Origin of the sequence: Delftia sp. Lp-1, assembly GCF_020523835.1 — a bacterium.
Classification (GTDB): domain Bacteria; phylum Pseudomonadota; class Gammaproteobacteria; order Burkholderiales; family Burkholderiaceae_C; genus Comamonas; species Comamonas acidovorans.
This window is the reverse complement of record NZ_JAJALJ010000002.1, coordinates 420,245-437,751: the sequence shown is the minus strand read 5'-3', so window position 1 is coordinate 437,751 and position 17,507 is coordinate 420,245. Positions and strand designations below refer to the sequence as shown.

Genomic DNA, 17,507 nt, shown 5'->3' with positions numbered 1-17,507 from the left:
GGCTGCGGCCCTGCGCCGCACGCCCCGTTGCCCGGGGCCCTCAGGTCACGTGCATCAGGTCGCGTACATCAGGAAGCCGCCGTCGTTGGCCGCTTCCCTGGCGGGCTGCACCCGCGCATCGGTCAGCACATGGACGATGCGCAGCAGCGTGCCGCCATCGGCGCCGGGGCTGATCTGCAGGTCCACCGTGCTTTCCAGAAAGGGCGGCTCCGCCTCGCGCAGCCGCAGGCGCAGTTCCTGCTGCGGCACCTGCCGCAAAGGCTCGGCATGCTCGGTGCCCGGCAGCCACTGCGCGCGCAGCTCGGGAATGCTCAGCGCGCGCCAGACCTTCTCGGGCGGGGCGTCCAGCGCGTACTCCTGCACCAGCTCGCGGTCCGCATCGTCGGTGTCCACATTGTTCATCTTGTTCATTGGTCCATGTCCTTGAGCAGGCCCTTGAGTGCATCCACGCGCTGCGGCCAGTAGGCGCGGTACTTCGCCAGCCAGCCCGCAATCTGCGCCAGCCCGTCGGGATCGACCTCGTAATGCATGAAGCGCCCCTGGCGCTGCTCGCTCACCAGCCCCGCGTTGCGCAGCACGGCCAGATGCTGGGACATGGCCGACTGGCTGATCTCCATCCCCTCGCGCAGCGCGCTGGCATGCATGCTGCCAGCGGCCAGCTTCTCGAAGATGGAGCGGCGTGTGGGGTCGGCCAGGGCCTTGAAGATGTCGTTCTCGGGCATGGCGACACTTTAGCAACCACTTATTTCAAATGCAAGCGGCCCAGGGCAAACGTCACCGACAAGGCCTGCTCAAGGAAGTCTGGCTCGGCAGGTGAATTGGTGGGTTGAAGTGGCTGACGTATAACCGCTGCACGGGGCCGAAAAAGAGTCAGGAAACCCGTCATTTCCAGCCCCGCAGCGCATCGGCAATACCGAGGGCAAAGGCTCGCAGCAGCCAGTTCACTTCATTGGAAACTCAATGGCCCATGCATCCATTGGCGGCGGCAATCCTGCAACCCGCACTGCCCTGAAGCCAACCCGAAACAAGACCGCCCTGCTGAAAAGCCTGCTGTGGATGGTGGCAGCAGCCGGCCTGGCCCCCGATGCCCAAGCCGTCATGAAATGCCTTAGCGATGGAAAAACCTGGTACCAGGATGCCCCTTGCCCGCAAGGCACCACCGCCAAGCCCGTGCAGCTGGACCCGCCCTCTGCATCCTCCAGGCCTCTGCGGGATTCAATGCCGACCGAGCCCGCCACCAAGCCCGCGTCAGCCCCCGCACCACAGGCTGTATCGCCCTCCTCCATGCTGGAGGAAGAAGCGCGCATGTGTCTTGACTGGTACCAGAAAAATGCCGGCCTGCCCCCGGGCGCAACGTACCTGAGTGCTACCAAGGATCGCCGGGTGGTGACCCTCGTGATTGCCGCCCCCGTTTCCATGACAAACCACACGGGAGCCAGAGTGCAGGGCACGACGCAGACGCCAGCTTCCTGCGAGATCAACGGCGGCAAGATTGATGACGGATGGACACGCACTCATGCCAGGCGTGGCAACTGGATTCAGTGAATGCAACCCCGCAGCAAAACTTTGAAATTCAACCCAATGGACACGCGCATCCTGCTTTTGCATCTGGAGCACCCGCTGCAAGCCTATTCAGGCAGTGCATCGCCCGTTGAAATCGTCCTGGCCGGCCTGGGCTACGAAGCCTCCGACTACTGGCCGGGCCTGGCCATCGAATGGCTGGAGCAAGGTGCACCGGTGAACGCTGATGTGCTTCAAGCGCTGGCCCTGGTATCTGAGAACAAGCACATTTCCCAACGGATTCGGCATCGCAGCTTGGCCGTTCTGCGCCGACATAAGGCGTAGCCGCATAGGGAACGGTTGCCAACGCCAGGCCTCCACCGTCGCCAAAAAAAAGAGCCAATCAGTACGAGTCTGCAGCGACGAGCATGGCTCTGTTCAAAACTCCGGCGCCACAGTGCACGAATTCATGGCTCCGGCAAACTGCAGCCTCCCAACGCACGCAGATTCCCTGCATGTGAAGCGCAGGCAATATGTTCGCGCCCTCACCCATCACGACACCCCAGCAGACAAGCCCTCATCCGCAAACCGCTTGGCCGCCTTGAGCAGATAGCTCACGGCATAGAGGATGGGGTCGTCAGCCTCGTCGCCATTCAGATGGTCCACCACCTCTATGGCATAGCCCAGGTTCACCGCCGTGTCGTGCAGCAGGCCCAGCAATTCCCTGTCCTGCGGCTCCAGCGACTGCGCCTGATCAGCCTTCACGTAGTAGATGCGCAGCAGGTCCCGGCAGACGCAATTGATGGCCGTGATGTTGTGGCGAGCGTGCAGGTCCAGCACATCCAGCGCTGCGCCCATGTGCAGGACGGCGTCTATGGCGAGGTCGTCGAGTTTGGGTTGGGGTGAGGTGATGAGGTTAGGTTCATCCATGGCGGCTCCCAGGGCTTGGATCATGTCGAACAACAGGCACACGGAAATCGACCGCGTGAAGCGCCGTTTCATTCTACGAATTTCGTAGAGACGAAATCAATACACCCTACGACTATCGTAGGATGCCTCCACGGACCAAGCCACCCTCCAGCCTATTTGGCAAACGCCTGCGCGAGGCAAGGCTGCGTACCGGGATGCCGCAGGATCAGTTGGGGGTTGCCGTCGGTCTTGATGAGACAACGGCAAGTGCTCGGATGAGCAGATATGAAACTGGCGTCCATGAGCCACCTCTGGATATTTCCAACCGGATTGCGCAAGTGCTGGGCGTGCCGACTGCCTACCTTTATTGCGAGGACGATGATCTTGCCGACGTGATCCTGGCATGGAGCAAGCTGGCTCGCGGCGGTCGGGCCCAGGCGAAAAAAGCTGTGCTGGGGTTGGTGGCTGGGCGTCAGGGTTGAACGCTTGGGCAGCCGCTATGACGGGATGTCGGCAGGATTGGGCGGCAAGAGATTGCTGGCTGCGTATCGATATCGTCAAAGAGGCAGCCTTCTCAGACGGCGGCAGACGGCCATGAGCCGACGGTCGCGACTCTTGCTTGGCCGACTGCTTCAGGCTGATCTGCGCCACGCACCGCACAGCGCCCTAGCGGCTGCAACGGCCAACTATAGTCTTTCGACTAAATCCACCTATACGATTGCATTCGCAAAGCCAAACTTCATGTCGGTCGGTGCAATATCGCACGTTAACGCCAGACCAATATAGCGCTCAACGGCGTCCTACAGCCACTGAAACGCGTTGGACATCATAGAGGCAGACGTCGTTTGCAACTGCCTTGGCAGGGGAAAAAAGTGCAAGGTTGATCCCATCGCTGACAGAGCTCCGGTAGAGAACACCGTCATACCCAATTTTCTTAATGAATTCGCAAAGATACTGGCTGGGCAAGTAATCGATAGCTGCACTCCTAGGAAGAACAGGTCTGGTCAGCTCGCTTCCAAGCTTTTCCAGGAATGGAACGTCGGCACGCATGCGACCAACCTCGCTCGCATCCTGCAATAAAAATGGAGACACCAATCCACGGGGGTTGCGAAGGTCTACTGCCGTGATGATCCCCTCGAGAGTGAAGCGAGCGACAGAAGCTATTTCACCCGTGTGCGGTCTAATTTCAGCGATCGCGGTGTCAGGCATTGAACCCAAATACAAGTATGGGATCCCTGAGGGATTCGCTCTACCATGACTTGCAAGCTCTCGCGGAGGTGCACCCATTTGACCAATATCGAAGCCAGCGTCAGATGTGGTGATCCGCGCGCGATACCAAACAGGCGGAATTTCGCTCGTTGTCAAGTGAGACAAAAGAACGCTGAGACGATCTTTGTCCAGGGCCTCATCGAGAAAGTACCTATTCTTGAACATAAGCTCGTCTCTTAACGTGGTCCACGCCGCCAATCCTTCAGATTTGAAAGTTTGGGATGGGGAAAAAAGTCTGCGCACAATTTCCCCATCATCCAACACCTCCATAAGAAGGTTCTTCGCATTTGCAAGATCGAGCTTCGGAAAGAGACCCCAATCCTCCTTCAACCATTCCACTAACAACTTTCCACCTGAATTGAGTTCATAGATGCTAGTGAGCATCTCGAATTCAGCAGCTAAGGTCCCAGGCTCTACTAAATCGATATCAGCCGTGTTACAAAAGTCGCATTGACCACGAACATTTGTACGAGAGGGAATGACGCTTCGACGCAGGCCATGGTCGCCAAAACATTCCGCGCAGCAGTACAAAGTCATGGAGTTTAGCTGAGGTAAGCAGCGATCGTTTCGATGTGATGCTTCATCGAGAGTTTTTTGACGACGCCGAGGCCTGGGAAATGACCTTTTCTGTGCAGCTCTTGAAGCTCCTGAACTGCGGATGTATCGTATAGATTGGAGGTGCCGCTTTTGTACTTGCTGACAAATTTTTCCAATGCCTGACCAAACTTGCCTGCGGGATCAGTCGGTGTATCTCGTGTTGTAGAGACGAAATGGTAGATACACATTGCATCATCCTTCTTTGGCTCGATAAACGTTAGATGGATTGCAACGGCGTACGCTGGCCCACCGCCTTCCGAAAAATCATCTCCAACGGTAAGGAAGTCGCCGAATCCGTTCATACCTTCGTCGGGGTAGGTAATATGAAGATCGGAGAAATCCTCTAACGGTGGGTGGTCTGCGTTCTTCCTCTTGCGGAATCCGTCGCGAATCAGAATTCGGAAACAACCGTCATAGTGACGACGGTAAAGCTTTCCGCAATGCGCCTCGACGAAGGCATGCCTAGTAGATAGCAAATTATCTCCAAGCAATTCCGCGAGCGCGCGTGCCTCCGTAAATCCTGCATGTATGAACATGGGCTGATGGGCCAAGTGCTTCTGATAACAAGCGAGTGCGTCTGCTGACGTCATGTTTTCCCGAAGAAGGATTCCAGCTGAGACACCTCTTTTCTCCAAATAATTTTCCGCGAGCAAATCCGTGATTTCTTTACCATCCTCAGAATGATCTCCATGCAACGGATTGACTATGACGATAGCCTTTCCGTGCGCCTCGCAGACTTCAGCTAAGGTCTTGTGAAGACCGCTCAGAGTTTCCTTGACAGGCTCAATGATTGGACAAAATTTTGACTGAGCTAGGACGTGTGCACTTTCTCTAATAGCAATGAGTTCGAATTGCTTTCCACGAAAATAAGGATAATACATCAGATAGCCCACTCCATTGCTTTGTGTGTTGGTGTATTCAGTGTCGTCAGCAATCGCTGATGATCCTTGAGACGTAGCGTCGTGGACAACGCTGCCGTCTTCAACGAGTGTGGAAGTTGATCAACAAGACCTCTAAGAGAGGCAAGACTGCGAGTGCGCTTCAGCACGCGAACCATTTCATCATGGACGAATCGAGGGGGAAGCAACACAAATTGCTGCTTTAATGCTTCACGAATCTTTGTATTGGGCAATTCAGGGATTTTTACCCCAAAACTTTCCAATATCAAAATCGCCTCATCCAAACGTAGTGAATCGAATATCGTAGTCGGGCAAACAGCGTCCGCGCGATCAATGGCCTCGCGAACGGTGTTCACCCTGTTCCAACGTGCCAGACACATCACGCCCACGTCGATATCTGTCATTTCAAGTACTTTATCAATAAACGGCTCGGCGACGACGATGTAAATTTTCGCAAACACTTTCCGATAGTTTTGAACCTGATTTTCAAGCCGACTCAACGTATCACGCTCAGACTTTATTTCATAAACCGTCGAAGTTCCATTGAGGATAGCCACGTCAGCCTTGCATAAACCAGCACGAAATTCCGTTAAAAGGCTAGCTGTGCTTAGCGAATGACGACCCAGCAAAATGTTATGCGTTAACGCAGACTTGTAAACGTATTCATCCCGCCCCCCGGCCTTTCTCAAAGCTGCAAATGCGGAGTCAAAAATGGCGCCTACTGTCCCGACTGCTAGTTGCGAATCCATCAGTCCACTATCTGTCAGTAGACGTGCAAAGAGGGGCGAGCGCCCCTTCTCCGCGAGTTCTCGGAACACGGTTGACGAAAAAAGTCGGGAGATGGCGGAGAGATTCTTGGCTGCCGTAGTCATCGCATGAAGCCTCGTCGCTTGAGAAGATGGGCTACGTGAAGCGGGCCTCTGAAACAAGTACCACCCACATACCTAGGCCATTTGGCAATCCGTCCTCTGATCAACTTTAACTCCATTTTTTCGAATTGCACTAAATTTATATCGTTTCCCCGACTTATTTCAATCAAGTGCGGCCGACTTCGTGCAAGAGAGACCAAGCCCTCATAGCATTGTATTAGAGCGGCCGGAATGCTGACCCCGCTTCTACCCCACTCAGCAGGCAGGTCAGGTAGAGGAACTGCTGCCTCAACGCTGGCAGCGGGGATGACCACAACTGCCTCTCAGCAGACATCGGCAGCCGAGGCACGAACGATCACAACGGGTCGTTTCGCGCCAGCCGCGGCCCATTCATGTTTCGTTGGGATCAACGACCAATGATGGTCCTGGCTGCTCACCGGGTACGTCGTCCGCGCCCTCGCCTTGAAAGGGCAGGAAAGACCGTGCCTGTCATGGCTTCGCGGCGGGGCTGGCCGCCTTCGCCTTTTCTGCTGGCAGTTGCAGCCCGTATGCCAGCGCCGCACCCAGCGCGTCAATGACCGCCCGCAAGCCCGGCACGTTGCGGCGGTCGCGGTGATAGGCCAGGTACACCGAGCAGGAAGGCAGTGGCGCGTCCACCTCCAGCCGCGCCAGGCCGGGCACGGCATGGGCCATGGCGTCGGGCAGCAGGCAGATGCCCTGGCCTTGCTCCGTGGCCTCCTGGCGGGCCAGGTCGGAGCCGGATCGAAAGACGAACCGGGTGGCGCCCCGGCTGGCCAGCCACTGGTTGGATGCGTCCTGCCGGCCGGTGGCCAGGTCCTGTCCCACGAAATCGTGGCTGGCGAAGTCCTGCACGCGCAGGTGGCGATCCGGCAGGCGCTGCTCGACATAGCCGTGCGAGGCATACAGGCCAAACGTCAGTTGCCCTGCCCATTTCTCCACCACCACGGCCGAACTGGAGCGCCCGACCCTGAGCGCCACATCCACTTCGCGCCGCCCGACATCCGTGAAGCGCGACTCCACGGCCACTTCAATATGCAGTCCGGGGTGCGCGCTTCTCAACTGCGAGAGCACGGCGGTCACGGGCTTCACGAAGCCCTCTCCCATGCTGACGCGGATGGTGCCGGTCAGCGCATGGGCCTTCTCATCGGGCCGGTCGTCGCGCTTGATGCCGCCCAGTCCCAGCTCGAATTGCTCGGCCAGTTCCACCAGTTCCATTGCATCGGGCTCGACCGTCGTCCCTGCGCTGCTGCGGTGTACCAGGGCGCGGCCCAGGGATTGCTCCAGCGCCTCTATGCGCCGCGCGACGGTGGAGGTGGACAGGCCCAGGGCAGCGCCTGCGGCAAGCAGGCTTTGGTGGCGGTGAAGCGCCAGGAGCACGCGCAGGTCATCCCAGGTGGTGGGCGGTTGGTTTTTCATGAATGCAAATCAGCTTACCAGCGCTGCCCATTCCCAGGCGGGCACCCCGTCGCAATACTCGAGTGCATGAAAACCCCTTTTGATTTCTCCCAGAAAACCGTCCTGGTGACCGGCGCCTCCATGGGCATCGGCGAAGTATTCGCCAGGGAACTCGCCCGCCGTGGCGCCAAAGTCGTGCTGATCGCGCGCAGCCGCGACAGGCTCGAGAAGCTCGCCAGCGAATTGCCCGGCGCCGAATTCCTGGTGGAGGACCTGGCCACACCCGGGGCGGCCCAGCGGGTCTTCGAGGCCGTCAGCGCCAGGGGCCTGCTGCCGGATCTGCTGGTGAACAACGCAGGCTTCGGCACCCATGGCAGGTTTGATGAACTGGCGCTGGCCATGCAGCGGGAGGCCATCGACCTGAATGTGGGCGCCCTGGTGGAATTGACGCACCTGTGTCTCCCCGCACTGGAGCAGCGCCAGGGCGGCGTCATCAACATCGCCTCCACGGCAGCGTTTCAGCCAGTCCCGTACATGGCGGTCTACGCCGCGACCAAGGCCTTTGTCCTTTCGTTCAGCGAAGCGCTCTGGGCCGAGTACCGGCCACGCGGCGTGCGCGTGCTGGCGTTGTGCCCGGGCGCTACCGACACGGCGTTCTTCGCCCGCGCCGGCGAGGCCGCATCCTTCGGGAAAAAAGCATCCAGCGAAGACGTGGTTCGCCTGGGGCTGAAAGCCTTCGACGACAACCGCGCCTCGGTGGTGCACGGTTGCGCCAACTACCTGACGGCCCTGGGCGCCCGCATTGCCACGCGCGAGTTCATGGCCCGGTTCACGGCCCGCGTGATGAGGCCTGCAGCGCAGCCGGCTTGAATGCCCCCGGTCTCAGGGATGCAAGCTCGCCGCGGCCCGGCCATTCCTGGCCCGGGCCTGCGTTCACCAGTCAGCCGCCACTGCCGGCAGCCCTTCGTGCGAGGGAAAGTGCGGCAGCACCTCCTGGGCCAGTTCCTCCAGCACCTCGGCGGGCGGGCGCTGTGTCCACTGGATGCCCAGCGCCGCGTGGTTCACCCCCGCCGCCTGCCACTGTTCGAGCAATGCCACCAGTCCCTTGCGCCCGGTGCGCAGGACATAGCCCCCATGCAACGGGGTTGGGGGATGGCCGGGGTCATCGACCAGATCGATCCACTCATTCGTCATGTGCGGGCGGAATGCGCCTCCAGGGATCAGGTCACGCCAGGCGCGGATTTTTTCCGCCAGGTGCTGGGGCCCCCGGAGGGTATGGGTGGCACCGGGGTAGGTCAGCCAGCCATCTGCATGCTCTGCAATCCACGCCAGCGACTGGCCTGACGATCCCGTCACCATCAGCGGAATGCTCCCCGCAACGGGCTGGGGGAGAAACTCGGCGCCTTCCAGGAGCCCCAGCGGGGAATCGATGTCCAGGTGCCCGGGCTGCATGAGCTGGCGCATATAGGCCACGGCCTGGGAAAAGCGCTGTGCCCGGGCCGCGTGTTCCAGTCCGTAGGCTGGAAACTCCATCGGCCTGTCGCCAGAGGCCAAGCCCATCACCAGCCGGCCGCCGGAGAGCTGGTCAATGCTTGTGGCGGCCTTGGCCAGGTCGATCGGATGGCGCAGGGAGACGATGGCGCTGCCGGTGGCCAAGGCGACCTTGCGGGTACGGGCCGCCAGGAAGGACAGGTAGGTGAAGGGGTCGAACACCTGCCCAGCGTCTCCGAACGAGGGATCGAACAAGGGGACATCGCGCACCCACACGGCGGCAAAGCCATGCTGGTCGATGCGGGTGACCAGATCGGCCTGCCCGCGCAGCACCGACATGTCGCCCTTGTAGCTGCGCAGCGGCAGGAAGATGCCCACGGTCAGCCGGTCTGGTGCAAACATGCGCCGGTAGCCAGGGTGTGCGTAGAACGAGGCATAGGAAGCCCCACCCGTGCGCGGGGAGACAGGAGTTGCGTTCATTGTCTGGACCTGCCTGGTGTTCATGCGCCGGTTGCCGGTGCCGGCAGCGTGATGCCCTTGCGCACCGCAGGCCGCGCCGCGACCCGCTCATGCCATGCGCTCAGATGGCGGTGCCGGCTGAAGTCGAAGTGGATGATTCGCGCGATGTGCATCCAGCCGAAATGGGCAATGTCTGCAATGGAGTAGCAGTCGCCCGCCAAGTAGGGGCGGCCTTGCAACGCGTGGTCCAGCACCGTGAACGCCTCCTCCGTCAGGCGCCGGTAGCGTTCGATGGCCGCAGGGACAGGGCTGTCCGCAAACAGCTCGAAGTGCACTCGCTGGCCCAGCAGCGGCCCGACACTGGACGCATGGAATTGCAGCCATTTGATCGCCTCCCAGCGGGCCTGCAGGTCCTCTGGCAGCAGCTGCCCGGCCCTGTCGGCCAGGTACAGAAGAATGGCCGCTGACTCAAACAACACCACACCCGTCTCGCTGTCCGTGAGCACGGGAATACGGCCATGGGGATTCAGCGCCAGAAAGGCCGGCTGCCGGTGCTCGCCTTCATCGATGCGCACATGGTGCAGCTGGTAAGGCAGCGAAAGCTCTTCAAGCGCAATGGTCACCTTGAAGCCATTGGGGGAGCTGTCTGAATAGAGATGGAACATTTGAATTTTAGATAAACTTAATTCATGGAATCGCTGGAAAGACTTATTCTCAACAGATATACGTCTAATTTAAAGCGATGATTTCTGCTCCAAGAATTTAGTAAATCTAAAAACAAGATGACCTACCCATTGCAGGCGCTGCGCACTTTCGTGGAAGTGGGGCAGCGCAAAAGCGTCAAGACCGCGGCGCAGGCCCTGCACGTCACGCCCGGCGCCGTCAGCCAGCAGATCCGCGTGCTGGAAGACCGCCTGGGAGTGGTGTTGCTGGAGCGTGAGCGCCTTGGCATGCGGCTGACCGAGGCAGGCGCCAGCGTGTTCCCCAGGCTGCGCGAAGCGTTTCTTCAAATCGACCAGGCCATGCACGACCTGGAAAGCACCAAGGCAAGACGGAGCCTGACCGTCAGCACGGTCGCCACGTTCGCGGCATCCTGGCTGGTGCCCCGGCTGGGGCGTTTCAAGCAATTGCACCCGGACATCGAAATCCGCGTGGAGGCCACGTCGGAACTGGTGGACCTGCGGCGCGACCGGGTGGACGTGGCCTTGCGCCACGGGCTGGGAGACTATCCGGGGCTGGAGGTTCTCCCCCTCATGGCGCCGGTTCTGACGCCCGTCGCCTCGCCAGGATTCCTGAAGGCGCAAGGGGCAGTGATCCATGAGGCCGGCGATTGCCTCAGCTACCCCCTGCTGCATGACGGCGACCGCGCAGACTGGCCGCTCTGGCTGAAAGCGCATGGCGTGGCCGACGACATGCGCGCGGAGCGCGGCAGTGCCCTTGACGATGACTTCCTGCTGATCCGTGCGGCAGAGGCTGGCCAGGGCCTGGCGCTGGTGCCGCAGGCCTATGCCCAGGAAGAAATCGCGGCGGGCCGGCTCATCCAGGTGCTGGACAAGCCATGGCCCGCAAGATTTGCCTACTACGCGGTGACGCGGCCCGGGGCAGCCGACCGCCCCGAAGTGCGTGCATTCCTGGACTGGATTCGCGACGAGGCGGGAAAAAACCTGTCACCTCCCCAACCCTAGCCCAGCACGAGCCTTGCTAGCCTTGGCACATGCTGATCTCCGAACTCGCCCAGCTCACGGGCGTCTCCATCCACGCGCTGCGGCACTACGAGCGCGCGGGCCTGCTCAAGCCCCGGCGCCTGCCCAATGGCTACCGCGACTATCCGCGCTCGGCCCGGCGCGAGGTGGTGTTCATCGCCATGTCCCGCGCGCTGGGGTTCGGGCTGCCGCGCATTGCGGAGAACCTGCGCGCCTGGCGTGCGGGGCGCATAGGCCCCGGTGACCTGGCCGATGCCGTGCTGCAGCGCGTGCAGGAGATAGACGAACAGATCGCCGCGCTGCAGGCCCAGCGCGCCCAGGCCCTGGACCATGTGCAGTGGCTGCGCGCCCGCCAGGCCGAGCGGGATCTGGCGCAAACGGCATCGACCCCAGCCAGGACCCCCGACAAACCCGCCGCGCCCTGGCCGCGCGTGCGCCGTGCCGCTTCACCCACCACGAAGGAGACAAGCCATGACTGAGCCGACCACCCACCCCACCCCATCCACCCATGCGCTGCAGAAGGCCGTGCTGGCCATGCCCATGGCGCGCACCCTGGGCCTGCGCTTTGTGCGTGCCGAGCCCGGCGCCACCGAGCTGGAGATGCCCATTGCCGATGCCCTGTGCTTTCAGCCGGGCCAGTTGCAGGCCACGGCGATCTTTGCGCTGGGCGACTTTGCGGCGGTGTCGGCCGCAGGCTCTGTGCTACCGCCAGGCTGGGCCAATGCCACGGTGGACGGCAGCGTGAAGCTCTTCGCCCCCGCACGCGGCACCCACCTGCGGGCGCGCGGCCGCGTGGTGGATGCCGGCCGCGTGCTCAGCATCTGCGCGGCGGACCTGTACGCGGTGGCCGAGGATGGTCATGAAACGCATTGCGCGACCTGGCTCGGCACGGCGCGCAATCTGGAGCCGAGGCCCGTGCGGGCCTGAGAACGTTCCCCCGGCCTCCCCACCCCGTATGTCAGCGCCTGCGTCGTGGCGGTTGCGGGGCTGCGAGGTTGTCGAAGGGCAGACGACCTCGCCAAGGCCACCACGGCTACAAGCTTTCCTTCAAGCCAATCTTCTCTTCAGATAGAGACTCTCGCCTATTGTGAATAAGCAATACCAACATCACACAGGACACGAGAGAAGAAAACGAGAAAATATAGTTGATCATGGAATAACTGGAGCCATGGAAGCCCAATGACATTGGGGCAAAAAATATCACTGCATAAATAGTCCAAAAAATCATTCTTGATGACCAATAAAGACCTAGCCCTCCAGAAATTGCTGCCGCATAGAAGAACACCACATCCGTAGTTCCTTTGCACACCAAGGAAAGGAATCCCTCACCGACAATTTGAGAACCATTCGCTTCTGATATTTCATAGAACAGCATGAATACAGACAATGCAACAACTGGAACAATGGCACAAAAAATCATCAATGACGATGAATCTTTGATGAACTGAAATTGCACTGCCCATTTTCCACGATTTTTGGATATCTCCATTGCCAGAAGAGCACAGACTCCCATGGCAGGAAGTTCTGCCAACAGCAATATGGCAGAAGCTTGAGATTGAATTGCAGAATACATTGCACCCAGCCCTGCAACAGACATTGACAATATATAAAGCAGATATTTCCCAAAGAACGCATTGGCATAGCCAGGGATCAAGACGGAAAATATTCTTCTGCCAGGCAATACACAAAAATTGAATGAAAATCTGAATTGACAGTATTTCCGCATCAAAGCATATGCGGCAACGGAAAAAATGATGTCACTGAACAGATAGGCAAGAGCGACCGAATCATCACTCATCCACTCATTCTTCCCAAGCAGCGCCAGCACGACAATCACACAGGCTGCATGGAAAAAAACCTGCCACATTCTGAATTTTGCAACGATGGCAGTATGTGATCTTGACTCAAGAACGCAGCTACATACATTGATGATTCCGAAGAAGGGAATACACAGAATTATCAATCTTGCCTGGGATATGGCTCCATCCAATAGCTCCTCTGGCAAACCGGATATCAGGGTTTTCGAGATAACAGGAAGCCAATACACCAAAATAAAACAAAACCCGGTGTACAGGAATACCAGCCAAAACAGCAAACTGATGAGTGAGTCTGACTGCTCCTTATCTTTGCTGGCAGCTATTTCCGAAAAGAAGATGGCGCCAATACTCGCTGGCAATACAAAGAAAAGTGATGCAAAGGAAAGGGCTATGCTGAATTGGGCAACGAGAGTCGAGCTATAAAAACTAATGGCAAAAATGGTGACCATGGAGGCAAGCGGTGGGGCGGCGCGTCCAACTGCAAGATCAAATACCCGCTTTGCATCACCAGGCCTCATACCTACCCCTCCTCCGCAGAGTCAAAACCCATGATATATGACTCGAATTCTTTGAAATGAAGATCCTACTCTTCTTTGATAGAGCCGTTCATTCCCTTGTCCTTCGCCCCCCTCATCCCGGAATATGGACAAACATAACAATGGCGGCCAAATATATTGGTGCAATCCTCGAAATACATCTGGATGCAGCAATAGAAGAATCTTTTAATCCGATATGAATAAATCAATCATTCATTGCAAAAATGCATGATGCAATCGGACTGATCTGAAAGTCTTGATGCACAGCCTGTGCTGCACCAGCGCCTGAATTGAATTCGCAGTCTGCCAACCCTGCTTTTACATCAGCGGCTCATATGCATGCCACTGCGCTGTGGCGATTGCATTGCAGTCCTGCCGAAGGACAGGACTGCCCCATTGCCTGACGCGGGTCCAAAACAGACCCGGCCAGTCAACTCACCCCCGCAGCTTCGCCCGCCGCGCCTTCACCGCCGCAGCCAGCTGCTCCAGCACAGGCACGGTCTGCTCCAGGCTGATGCAGGCATCGGTCACGGACACGCCATGCGCCAGCGGCTGGCCGTCCACGATGTCCTGACGCCCTTCCTGCAGGTGGCTTTCGATCATCAGCCCCGTGATGCGGGCATCGCCACCGGCGATCTGCTGGGCCACGTCGGCCGCCACGTCGATCTGGCGGCGGTGCTGCTTGCTGCTGTTGGCGTGGGAGACATCGATCATGACCTGCGGGCGCAGGCCTGCGCCTTCCAGCAGGGCGCAGGCGGCCTGCACATGCTCGGCGCCGTAGTTGGGCTGCTTGCCGCCGCGCAGGATGACGTGGCAGTCGCCATTGCCGCGGGTTTCGAAGATGGCGGACTGGCCCATCTTGGTCATGCCCATGAAGGCGTGGGGCGCGCTGGCTGCCTGGATGGCATCGCTGGCCACCTTGACGCCGCCGTCCGTGCCGTTCTTGAAGCCCACGGGGCAGGACAGGCCGCTGGCCAGTTGGCGGTGGCTCTGGCTTTCTGTGGTGCGCGCGCCGATGGCGCCCCAGCTGACCAGGTCGCTGATGAATTGCGGCGACAGCAGGTCCAGGAATTCCGTGCCCACGGGCAGGCCCAGGGCCAGCACGTCCAGCAGCAGGGCGCGGGCCATTTCCAGGCCTTCGTTGATGGCGAAGCTGCCGTCCAGGTGCGGGTCGTTGATGTAGCCCTTCCAGCCCACGGTGGTGCGGGGCTTCTCGAAGTAGACGCGCATGACCACGAGCAGCTCGCCGGCCAGCGCGTCGGCCTGGGCCTTGAGCTGGCGCGCATAGTCCATGGCCTGGTCGTGGTCGTGGATGGAGCAGGGTCCGACGACGACGATGAGCCGGTCGTCCCGGCCCTGCAGCACGTCCGAGATGGCGGCGCGGCTGGTTTCCACCAGTTGCTGCGCGGCCTCGGGCGCGGGCAGCCATTCCTGCAGCAGGGCCGGGGTGATCAGGGGGCGCACGGCCTTGATGCGCAGGTCGTCGATGCGGGTGGTGTCGTGCGTGCTCAGGGGCACGGCACTGCGTTGTACGTGGGTGGGGGTGGTCATGGCGCTATTGTCGCGCCTTGAGGTTTCCCGACCGGGGCGGGGCAAGTGGCTTGCCCGCCCCTTGGCATCGACTTACTGAGCCGCCGGTGCCGGTGCCGCTGCTGGCGCAGGCGCAGGTGCGGACTCTGGCGCAGCCGGCACAGTGGCCGGTGCCGCGCCGTACTGCCAGCCGGCGGGCAGCAGGCCATCGACCCAGTGCAGGCGCCAGGCCATCAGCGCCAGCAAGGCCACCACGGCCAGCGCCACCAGGGTGTTGCGCAGGCCATTGCCTTCCGCATAGGGGTCGCCCGCCGTGCGCCGTGCACCCACCGGCACCTTGGCGGTCTGCGAGAGGCTGCGGCCCAGCGGCAGGTTGATGCGCATGCGGCCGTTGATGGCCCAGCCGCTGGCGTCCAGGATGGGCCCCAGGCTGCGCTGGCGCAGCTTGAGCCAGGCAATCATCATGCTGGGCCCGGAGATGGCCGCGATGAGGCCGACCAGGGCCACGGGAATCCAGGGCCCCAGGTCGATGAACTTCCCGAAGATGCCCACCAGCACGGCGCTGATGGAGCCCAGGGCCACGCCCAGGGCGGCCACGGTGCCCACATCGGTCTTGCGCGGAGCGGCCGCAGCCGTGGCGGCTGTGGCGTTGGCCGCAGCGGTGCCGGGCGCCGTGACCAGCTGGCCGGCCTGCGTGCCCAGGCTGGCGGTCACGCCCTCTTCCTTGGCCGAGGCGCGCTTGGCCACCTGTTCTTCCACCATGCGCAGGAATTTCTTGTAGGGCAGGAAGAAGGCCTGGCCGATGCTGGTGGGGTTCTCGATGAGCTTGACGATGGTGGCGTCCCAGTCGTTGCCCGCGCGGTCATAGAACACGCCGTTGCGGCCCACGAAGAGAAAATCCACATCGCCCGCCGTGAAGGCCGCGACGATGGCTTTCTTCTTGCCCTCGCGCCGGAGCTCGCAGTAGGCCAGGCAGGTCTTGGCACGGCCGGCCAGCGCGGCGTGGGCGGCGGTGTCGCTCACTTCCACGGTCAGGTCGCAGCTGCGCGCATCCAGGTAGAGAGTTCCGGCCTGGAAGGCCGCGCCCTCGCGCCGGTAGAAGCTGCTGAACGAGACAAAGTTGTTGAGCAGCACCAGCAGGTCGCGCTGCAGGCGGATGAGCTTTTCCAGCGCCACGGCCTGCAGGCTGTGTTCCTTCTCGGACTCGTCCTGGGCGATGAGGTCCAGCAGCGCGGCTTCCTGCCCGCCGTCCAGCAGCGCCTGCACCTCCTGTTGAGGCAGGGCATCGAGCGGCGTGGCGGGCCGGGCTGCCAGCCATTGGCGGCAGGGCTGCAGGGCGGCCTTGACCTGTTCCCACTGCGCGGCGGTGATCTCCTGCAGGTCTTCGCCCAGCACGGGCTGCACGGCCTGCTCGCGCAGGGCCTGCAGCGCGCCGGCCCAGGCGGGGTTGACGCCCTGGGCCAGTGGCAGCGCGCGGTCGGCCGCCACGGCGGCCAGCGGCAGGGCGGCAATGGCCTGGGCGCCGCTGTCCAGCACTTCGCGGCCCAGGGCGGCATAGCCTTCGATGGAGGGGTTGAGCGGGTCCTGCGCGCGCGTGTCGAAGGCGGCCAGCCGCGTGCGTGCGAAGAAGTCGTCCACCTTGGCCTGCACCGCGTCCACGGCGCGGGCGGCGGCCAGGGCCTGGTCACGCTCGGCAATGCCGCAGCCCAGGGCCTCGGCGCCTGCATGCCAGTCGCGCAGGGAACGCAGGTCGGCATAGAAGGACTCGGCCTGCTTGCGTGCGATGCCGGCCACGCCATCGGCGCCCGCCGCCGTGCCATAGGCCTTGCCGATGCGCTCGACCAGCGCGGCCAGCGCCTTGTCGTCCCCGGCGGTGGCGGGGCTGACGATGCCGTCGCCATTGAAGCGCATGGCCGCCAGGGAGGCCAGGCGCTCGCGCACCTGGGCCAGGCTCAGCGCGGCGCCGCCGGCCTGGCCGGACAGGGCCAGCATGCGCTCGGCCTCGGCGTGCAGCAGGGCGCCCTGCTCGCTGTCGCGCTCCAGGCTGGACAGTTGCAGCACGTCGCCGCCATCGGCCAGCACCTGGGGGTCACGCACGCGCGCCACGGCCCATTGGCAGGCGGCGATCAATTCGGGCGGGCGGATGCGGCCGTCCTTGTCCTCGTCGATCAGGTCCAGCGTGTCGCTGTCGAACTCGATGCCGCGCGTGGGGCAGGCCAGGGCCACCCACAGCTTCTGGTCCAGCTCGCCGATGTGCGCAATGTCCTGCCCGGTGCGGATGACCACCTGGTCCACTCCACCGGCGCGAAAAAACTCCCAAGCATGTTGCTGCTGCATGAAATACCCAACGGCCGCTCTGGCCAACATTCAAAAAACGAAAACGAAAAACGGAAAAAGGGCCGCAGTTTAAAAGTCATTCGGCCTGCTCAATTGAAGACATTTGTCAACGATGGGCGTCAGCACAGGCTGTCAGGGCTGGCGCTTTGTGTGAAAATAAAAGCACTGAATAGAT

Annotated in this window: 19 protein-coding genes; 7 read left to right on the top strand and 12 right to left on the bottom strand. The window is 61.0% G+C overall.

The annotated features are described in order from the left end of the window. Positions 1–54 precede the first annotated feature (54 nt). Entirely contained in the window at positions 55–411 is a 357-nt protein-coding gene (locus LGR64_RS18775; RefSeq protein WP_230356555.1) for an SRPBCC family protein, read from the bottom strand. Further along, positions 408–722 carry an ArsR/SmtB family transcription factor gene (locus LGR64_RS18770; protein ID WP_063326973.1) on the bottom strand — a complete coding sequence of 105 codons (315 nt, stop codon included), beginning with the start codon at positions 720–722 and terminating at the stop codon, positions 408–410. The genes LGR64_RS18775 and LGR64_RS18770 overlap by 4 nt, the downstream gene beginning before the upstream one ends. Positions 723–960: 238 nt before the next feature. Between LGR64_RS18770 and LGR64_RS18765 the strand changes: the two genes are divergently transcribed. After that, positions 961–1,545, top strand: coding sequence for a DUF4124 domain-containing protein (locus tag LGR64_RS18765; RefSeq protein ID WP_230356553.1), 585 nt, complete (start codon positions 961–963; stop codon positions 1,543–1,545). Next, positions 1,546–1,845, top strand: a complete 300-nt coding sequence (locus LGR64_RS18760; RefSeq protein ID WP_065347537.1) for a hypothetical protein — start codon at positions 1,546–1,548, stop codon at positions 1,843–1,845. A 207-nt stretch (positions 1,846–2,052) separates the two neighbouring features. Here LGR64_RS18760 and LGR64_RS18755 read toward each other — a convergent pair whose 3' ends face one another. Beyond that, positions 2,053–2,430: a hypothetical protein gene (locus LGR64_RS18755; protein ID WP_230356551.1), complete on the bottom strand. Its 378-nt coding sequence runs from the start codon at positions 2,428–2,430 to the stop codon at positions 2,053–2,055. A gap of 122 nt (positions 2,431–2,552) precedes the next feature. On the opposite strand from LGR64_RS18755, the gene LGR64_RS18750 reads away from it, so the two are divergent. Then, the gene (locus LGR64_RS18750) at positions 2,553–2,891 is read left to right on the top strand and encodes a helix-turn-helix domain-containing protein (RefSeq protein ID WP_046240531.1); all 339 of its coding nucleotides are present in this window, start codon (positions 2,553–2,555) and stop codon (positions 2,889–2,891) included. A 307-nt stretch (positions 2,892–3,198) separates the two neighbouring features. Here the strand turns inward: LGR64_RS18750 and LGR64_RS18745 are convergent, their stop codons facing one another. From LGR64_RS18745 to LGR64_RS18730, 4 genes are all read right to left on the bottom strand, one after another. After that, on the bottom strand, positions 3,199–4,215 hold the full coding sequence (locus LGR64_RS18745) for an RES family NAD+ phosphorylase (protein WP_230356549.1): 1,017 nt from the start codon (positions 4,213–4,215) through the stop codon (positions 3,199–3,201). Positions 4,216–4,220: 5 nt separating this feature from the next. Further along, entirely contained in the window at positions 4,221–5,156 is a 936-nt protein-coding gene (locus LGR64_RS18740; protein WP_230356546.1) for a sce7725 family protein, read from the bottom strand. Beyond that, the gene (locus LGR64_RS18735) at positions 5,156–6,046 is read right to left on the bottom strand and encodes a sce7726 family protein (protein ID WP_230356544.1); all 891 of its coding nucleotides are present in this window, start codon (positions 6,044–6,046) and stop codon (positions 5,156–5,158) included. Before LGR64_RS18735 ends, LGR64_RS18740 begins: the two co-directional genes overlap by 1 nt. Positions 6,047–6,532: 486 nt before the next feature. Next, positions 6,533–7,480, bottom strand: a complete 948-nt coding sequence (locus LGR64_RS18730; RefSeq protein WP_230356543.1) for a LysR family transcriptional regulator — start codon at positions 7,478–7,480, stop codon at positions 6,533–6,535. A gap of 66 nt (positions 7,481–7,546) precedes the next feature. Here LGR64_RS18730 and LGR64_RS18725 point away from each other — a divergent pair, with 66 nt between their 5' ends. After that, positions 7,547–8,329, top strand: coding sequence for an SDR family NAD(P)-dependent oxidoreductase (locus LGR64_RS18725; RefSeq protein ID WP_230356542.1), 783 nt, complete (start codon positions 7,547–7,549; stop codon positions 8,327–8,329). Positions 8,330–8,392: 63 nt separating this feature from the next. Here the strand turns inward: LGR64_RS18725 and LGR64_RS18720 are convergent, their stop codons facing one another. Together LGR64_RS18720 and LGR64_RS18715 are read right to left on the bottom strand one after the other, a co-directional pair. Next, the gene (locus tag LGR64_RS18720) at positions 8,393–9,430 is read right to left on the bottom strand and encodes an LLM class oxidoreductase (RefSeq protein ID WP_230356541.1); all 1,038 of its coding nucleotides are present in this window, start codon (positions 9,428–9,430) and stop codon (positions 8,393–8,395) included. 20 nt (positions 9,431–9,450) lie between these two features. Then, a complete protein-coding gene (locus LGR64_RS18715; protein ID WP_230356540.1) occupies positions 9,451–10,074 on the bottom strand; it encodes a glutathione S-transferase family protein in 624 nt (207 codons plus the stop codon). Positions 10,075–10,191: 117 nt separating this feature from the next. On the opposite strand from LGR64_RS18715, the gene LGR64_RS18710 reads away from it, so the two are divergent. Genes LGR64_RS18710 through LGR64_RS18700 form a run of 3 tightly spaced genes read left to right on the top strand, consistent with a single transcriptional unit; the run spans position 10,192 to position 12,039 of the window. Then, positions 10,192–11,094: a LysR substrate-binding domain-containing protein gene (locus LGR64_RS18710; protein WP_230356539.1), complete on the top strand. Its 903-nt coding sequence runs from the start codon at positions 10,192–10,194 to the stop codon at positions 11,092–11,094. A 29-nt stretch (positions 11,095–11,123) separates the two neighbouring features. Further along, entirely contained in the window at positions 11,124–11,591 is a 468-nt protein-coding gene (locus tag LGR64_RS18705) for a MerR family DNA-binding transcriptional regulator (protein WP_230356538.1), read from the top strand. Continuing rightward, positions 11,584–12,039, top strand: a complete 456-nt coding sequence (locus LGR64_RS18700) for a PaaI family thioesterase (RefSeq protein WP_230356536.1) — start codon at positions 11,584–11,586, stop codon at positions 12,037–12,039. The genes LGR64_RS18705 and LGR64_RS18700 overlap by 8 nt, the downstream gene beginning before the upstream one ends. 106 nt (positions 12,040–12,145) lie before the next feature. Here the strand turns inward: LGR64_RS18700 and LGR64_RS18695 are convergent, their stop codons facing one another. From LGR64_RS18695 to LGR64_RS18685, 3 genes are all read right to left on the bottom strand, one after another. Further along, positions 12,146–13,447, bottom strand: a complete 1,302-nt coding sequence (locus LGR64_RS18695; RefSeq protein ID WP_230356534.1) for a multidrug transporter MatE — start codon at positions 13,445–13,447, stop codon at positions 12,146–12,148. Between the two features lie 453 nt (positions 13,448–13,900). Next, a complete protein-coding gene (locus tag LGR64_RS18690; RefSeq protein WP_043825515.1) occupies positions 13,901–15,016 on the bottom strand; it encodes a 3-deoxy-7-phosphoheptulonate synthase in 1,116 nt (371 codons plus the stop codon). Positions 15,017–15,088: 72 nt separating this feature from the next. Beyond that, positions 15,089–17,332: a hypothetical protein gene (locus LGR64_RS18685; RefSeq protein ID WP_230356532.1), complete on the bottom strand. Its 2,244-nt coding sequence runs from the start codon at positions 17,330–17,332 to the stop codon at positions 15,089–15,091. Positions 17,333–17,507: the final 175 nt, after the last annotated feature.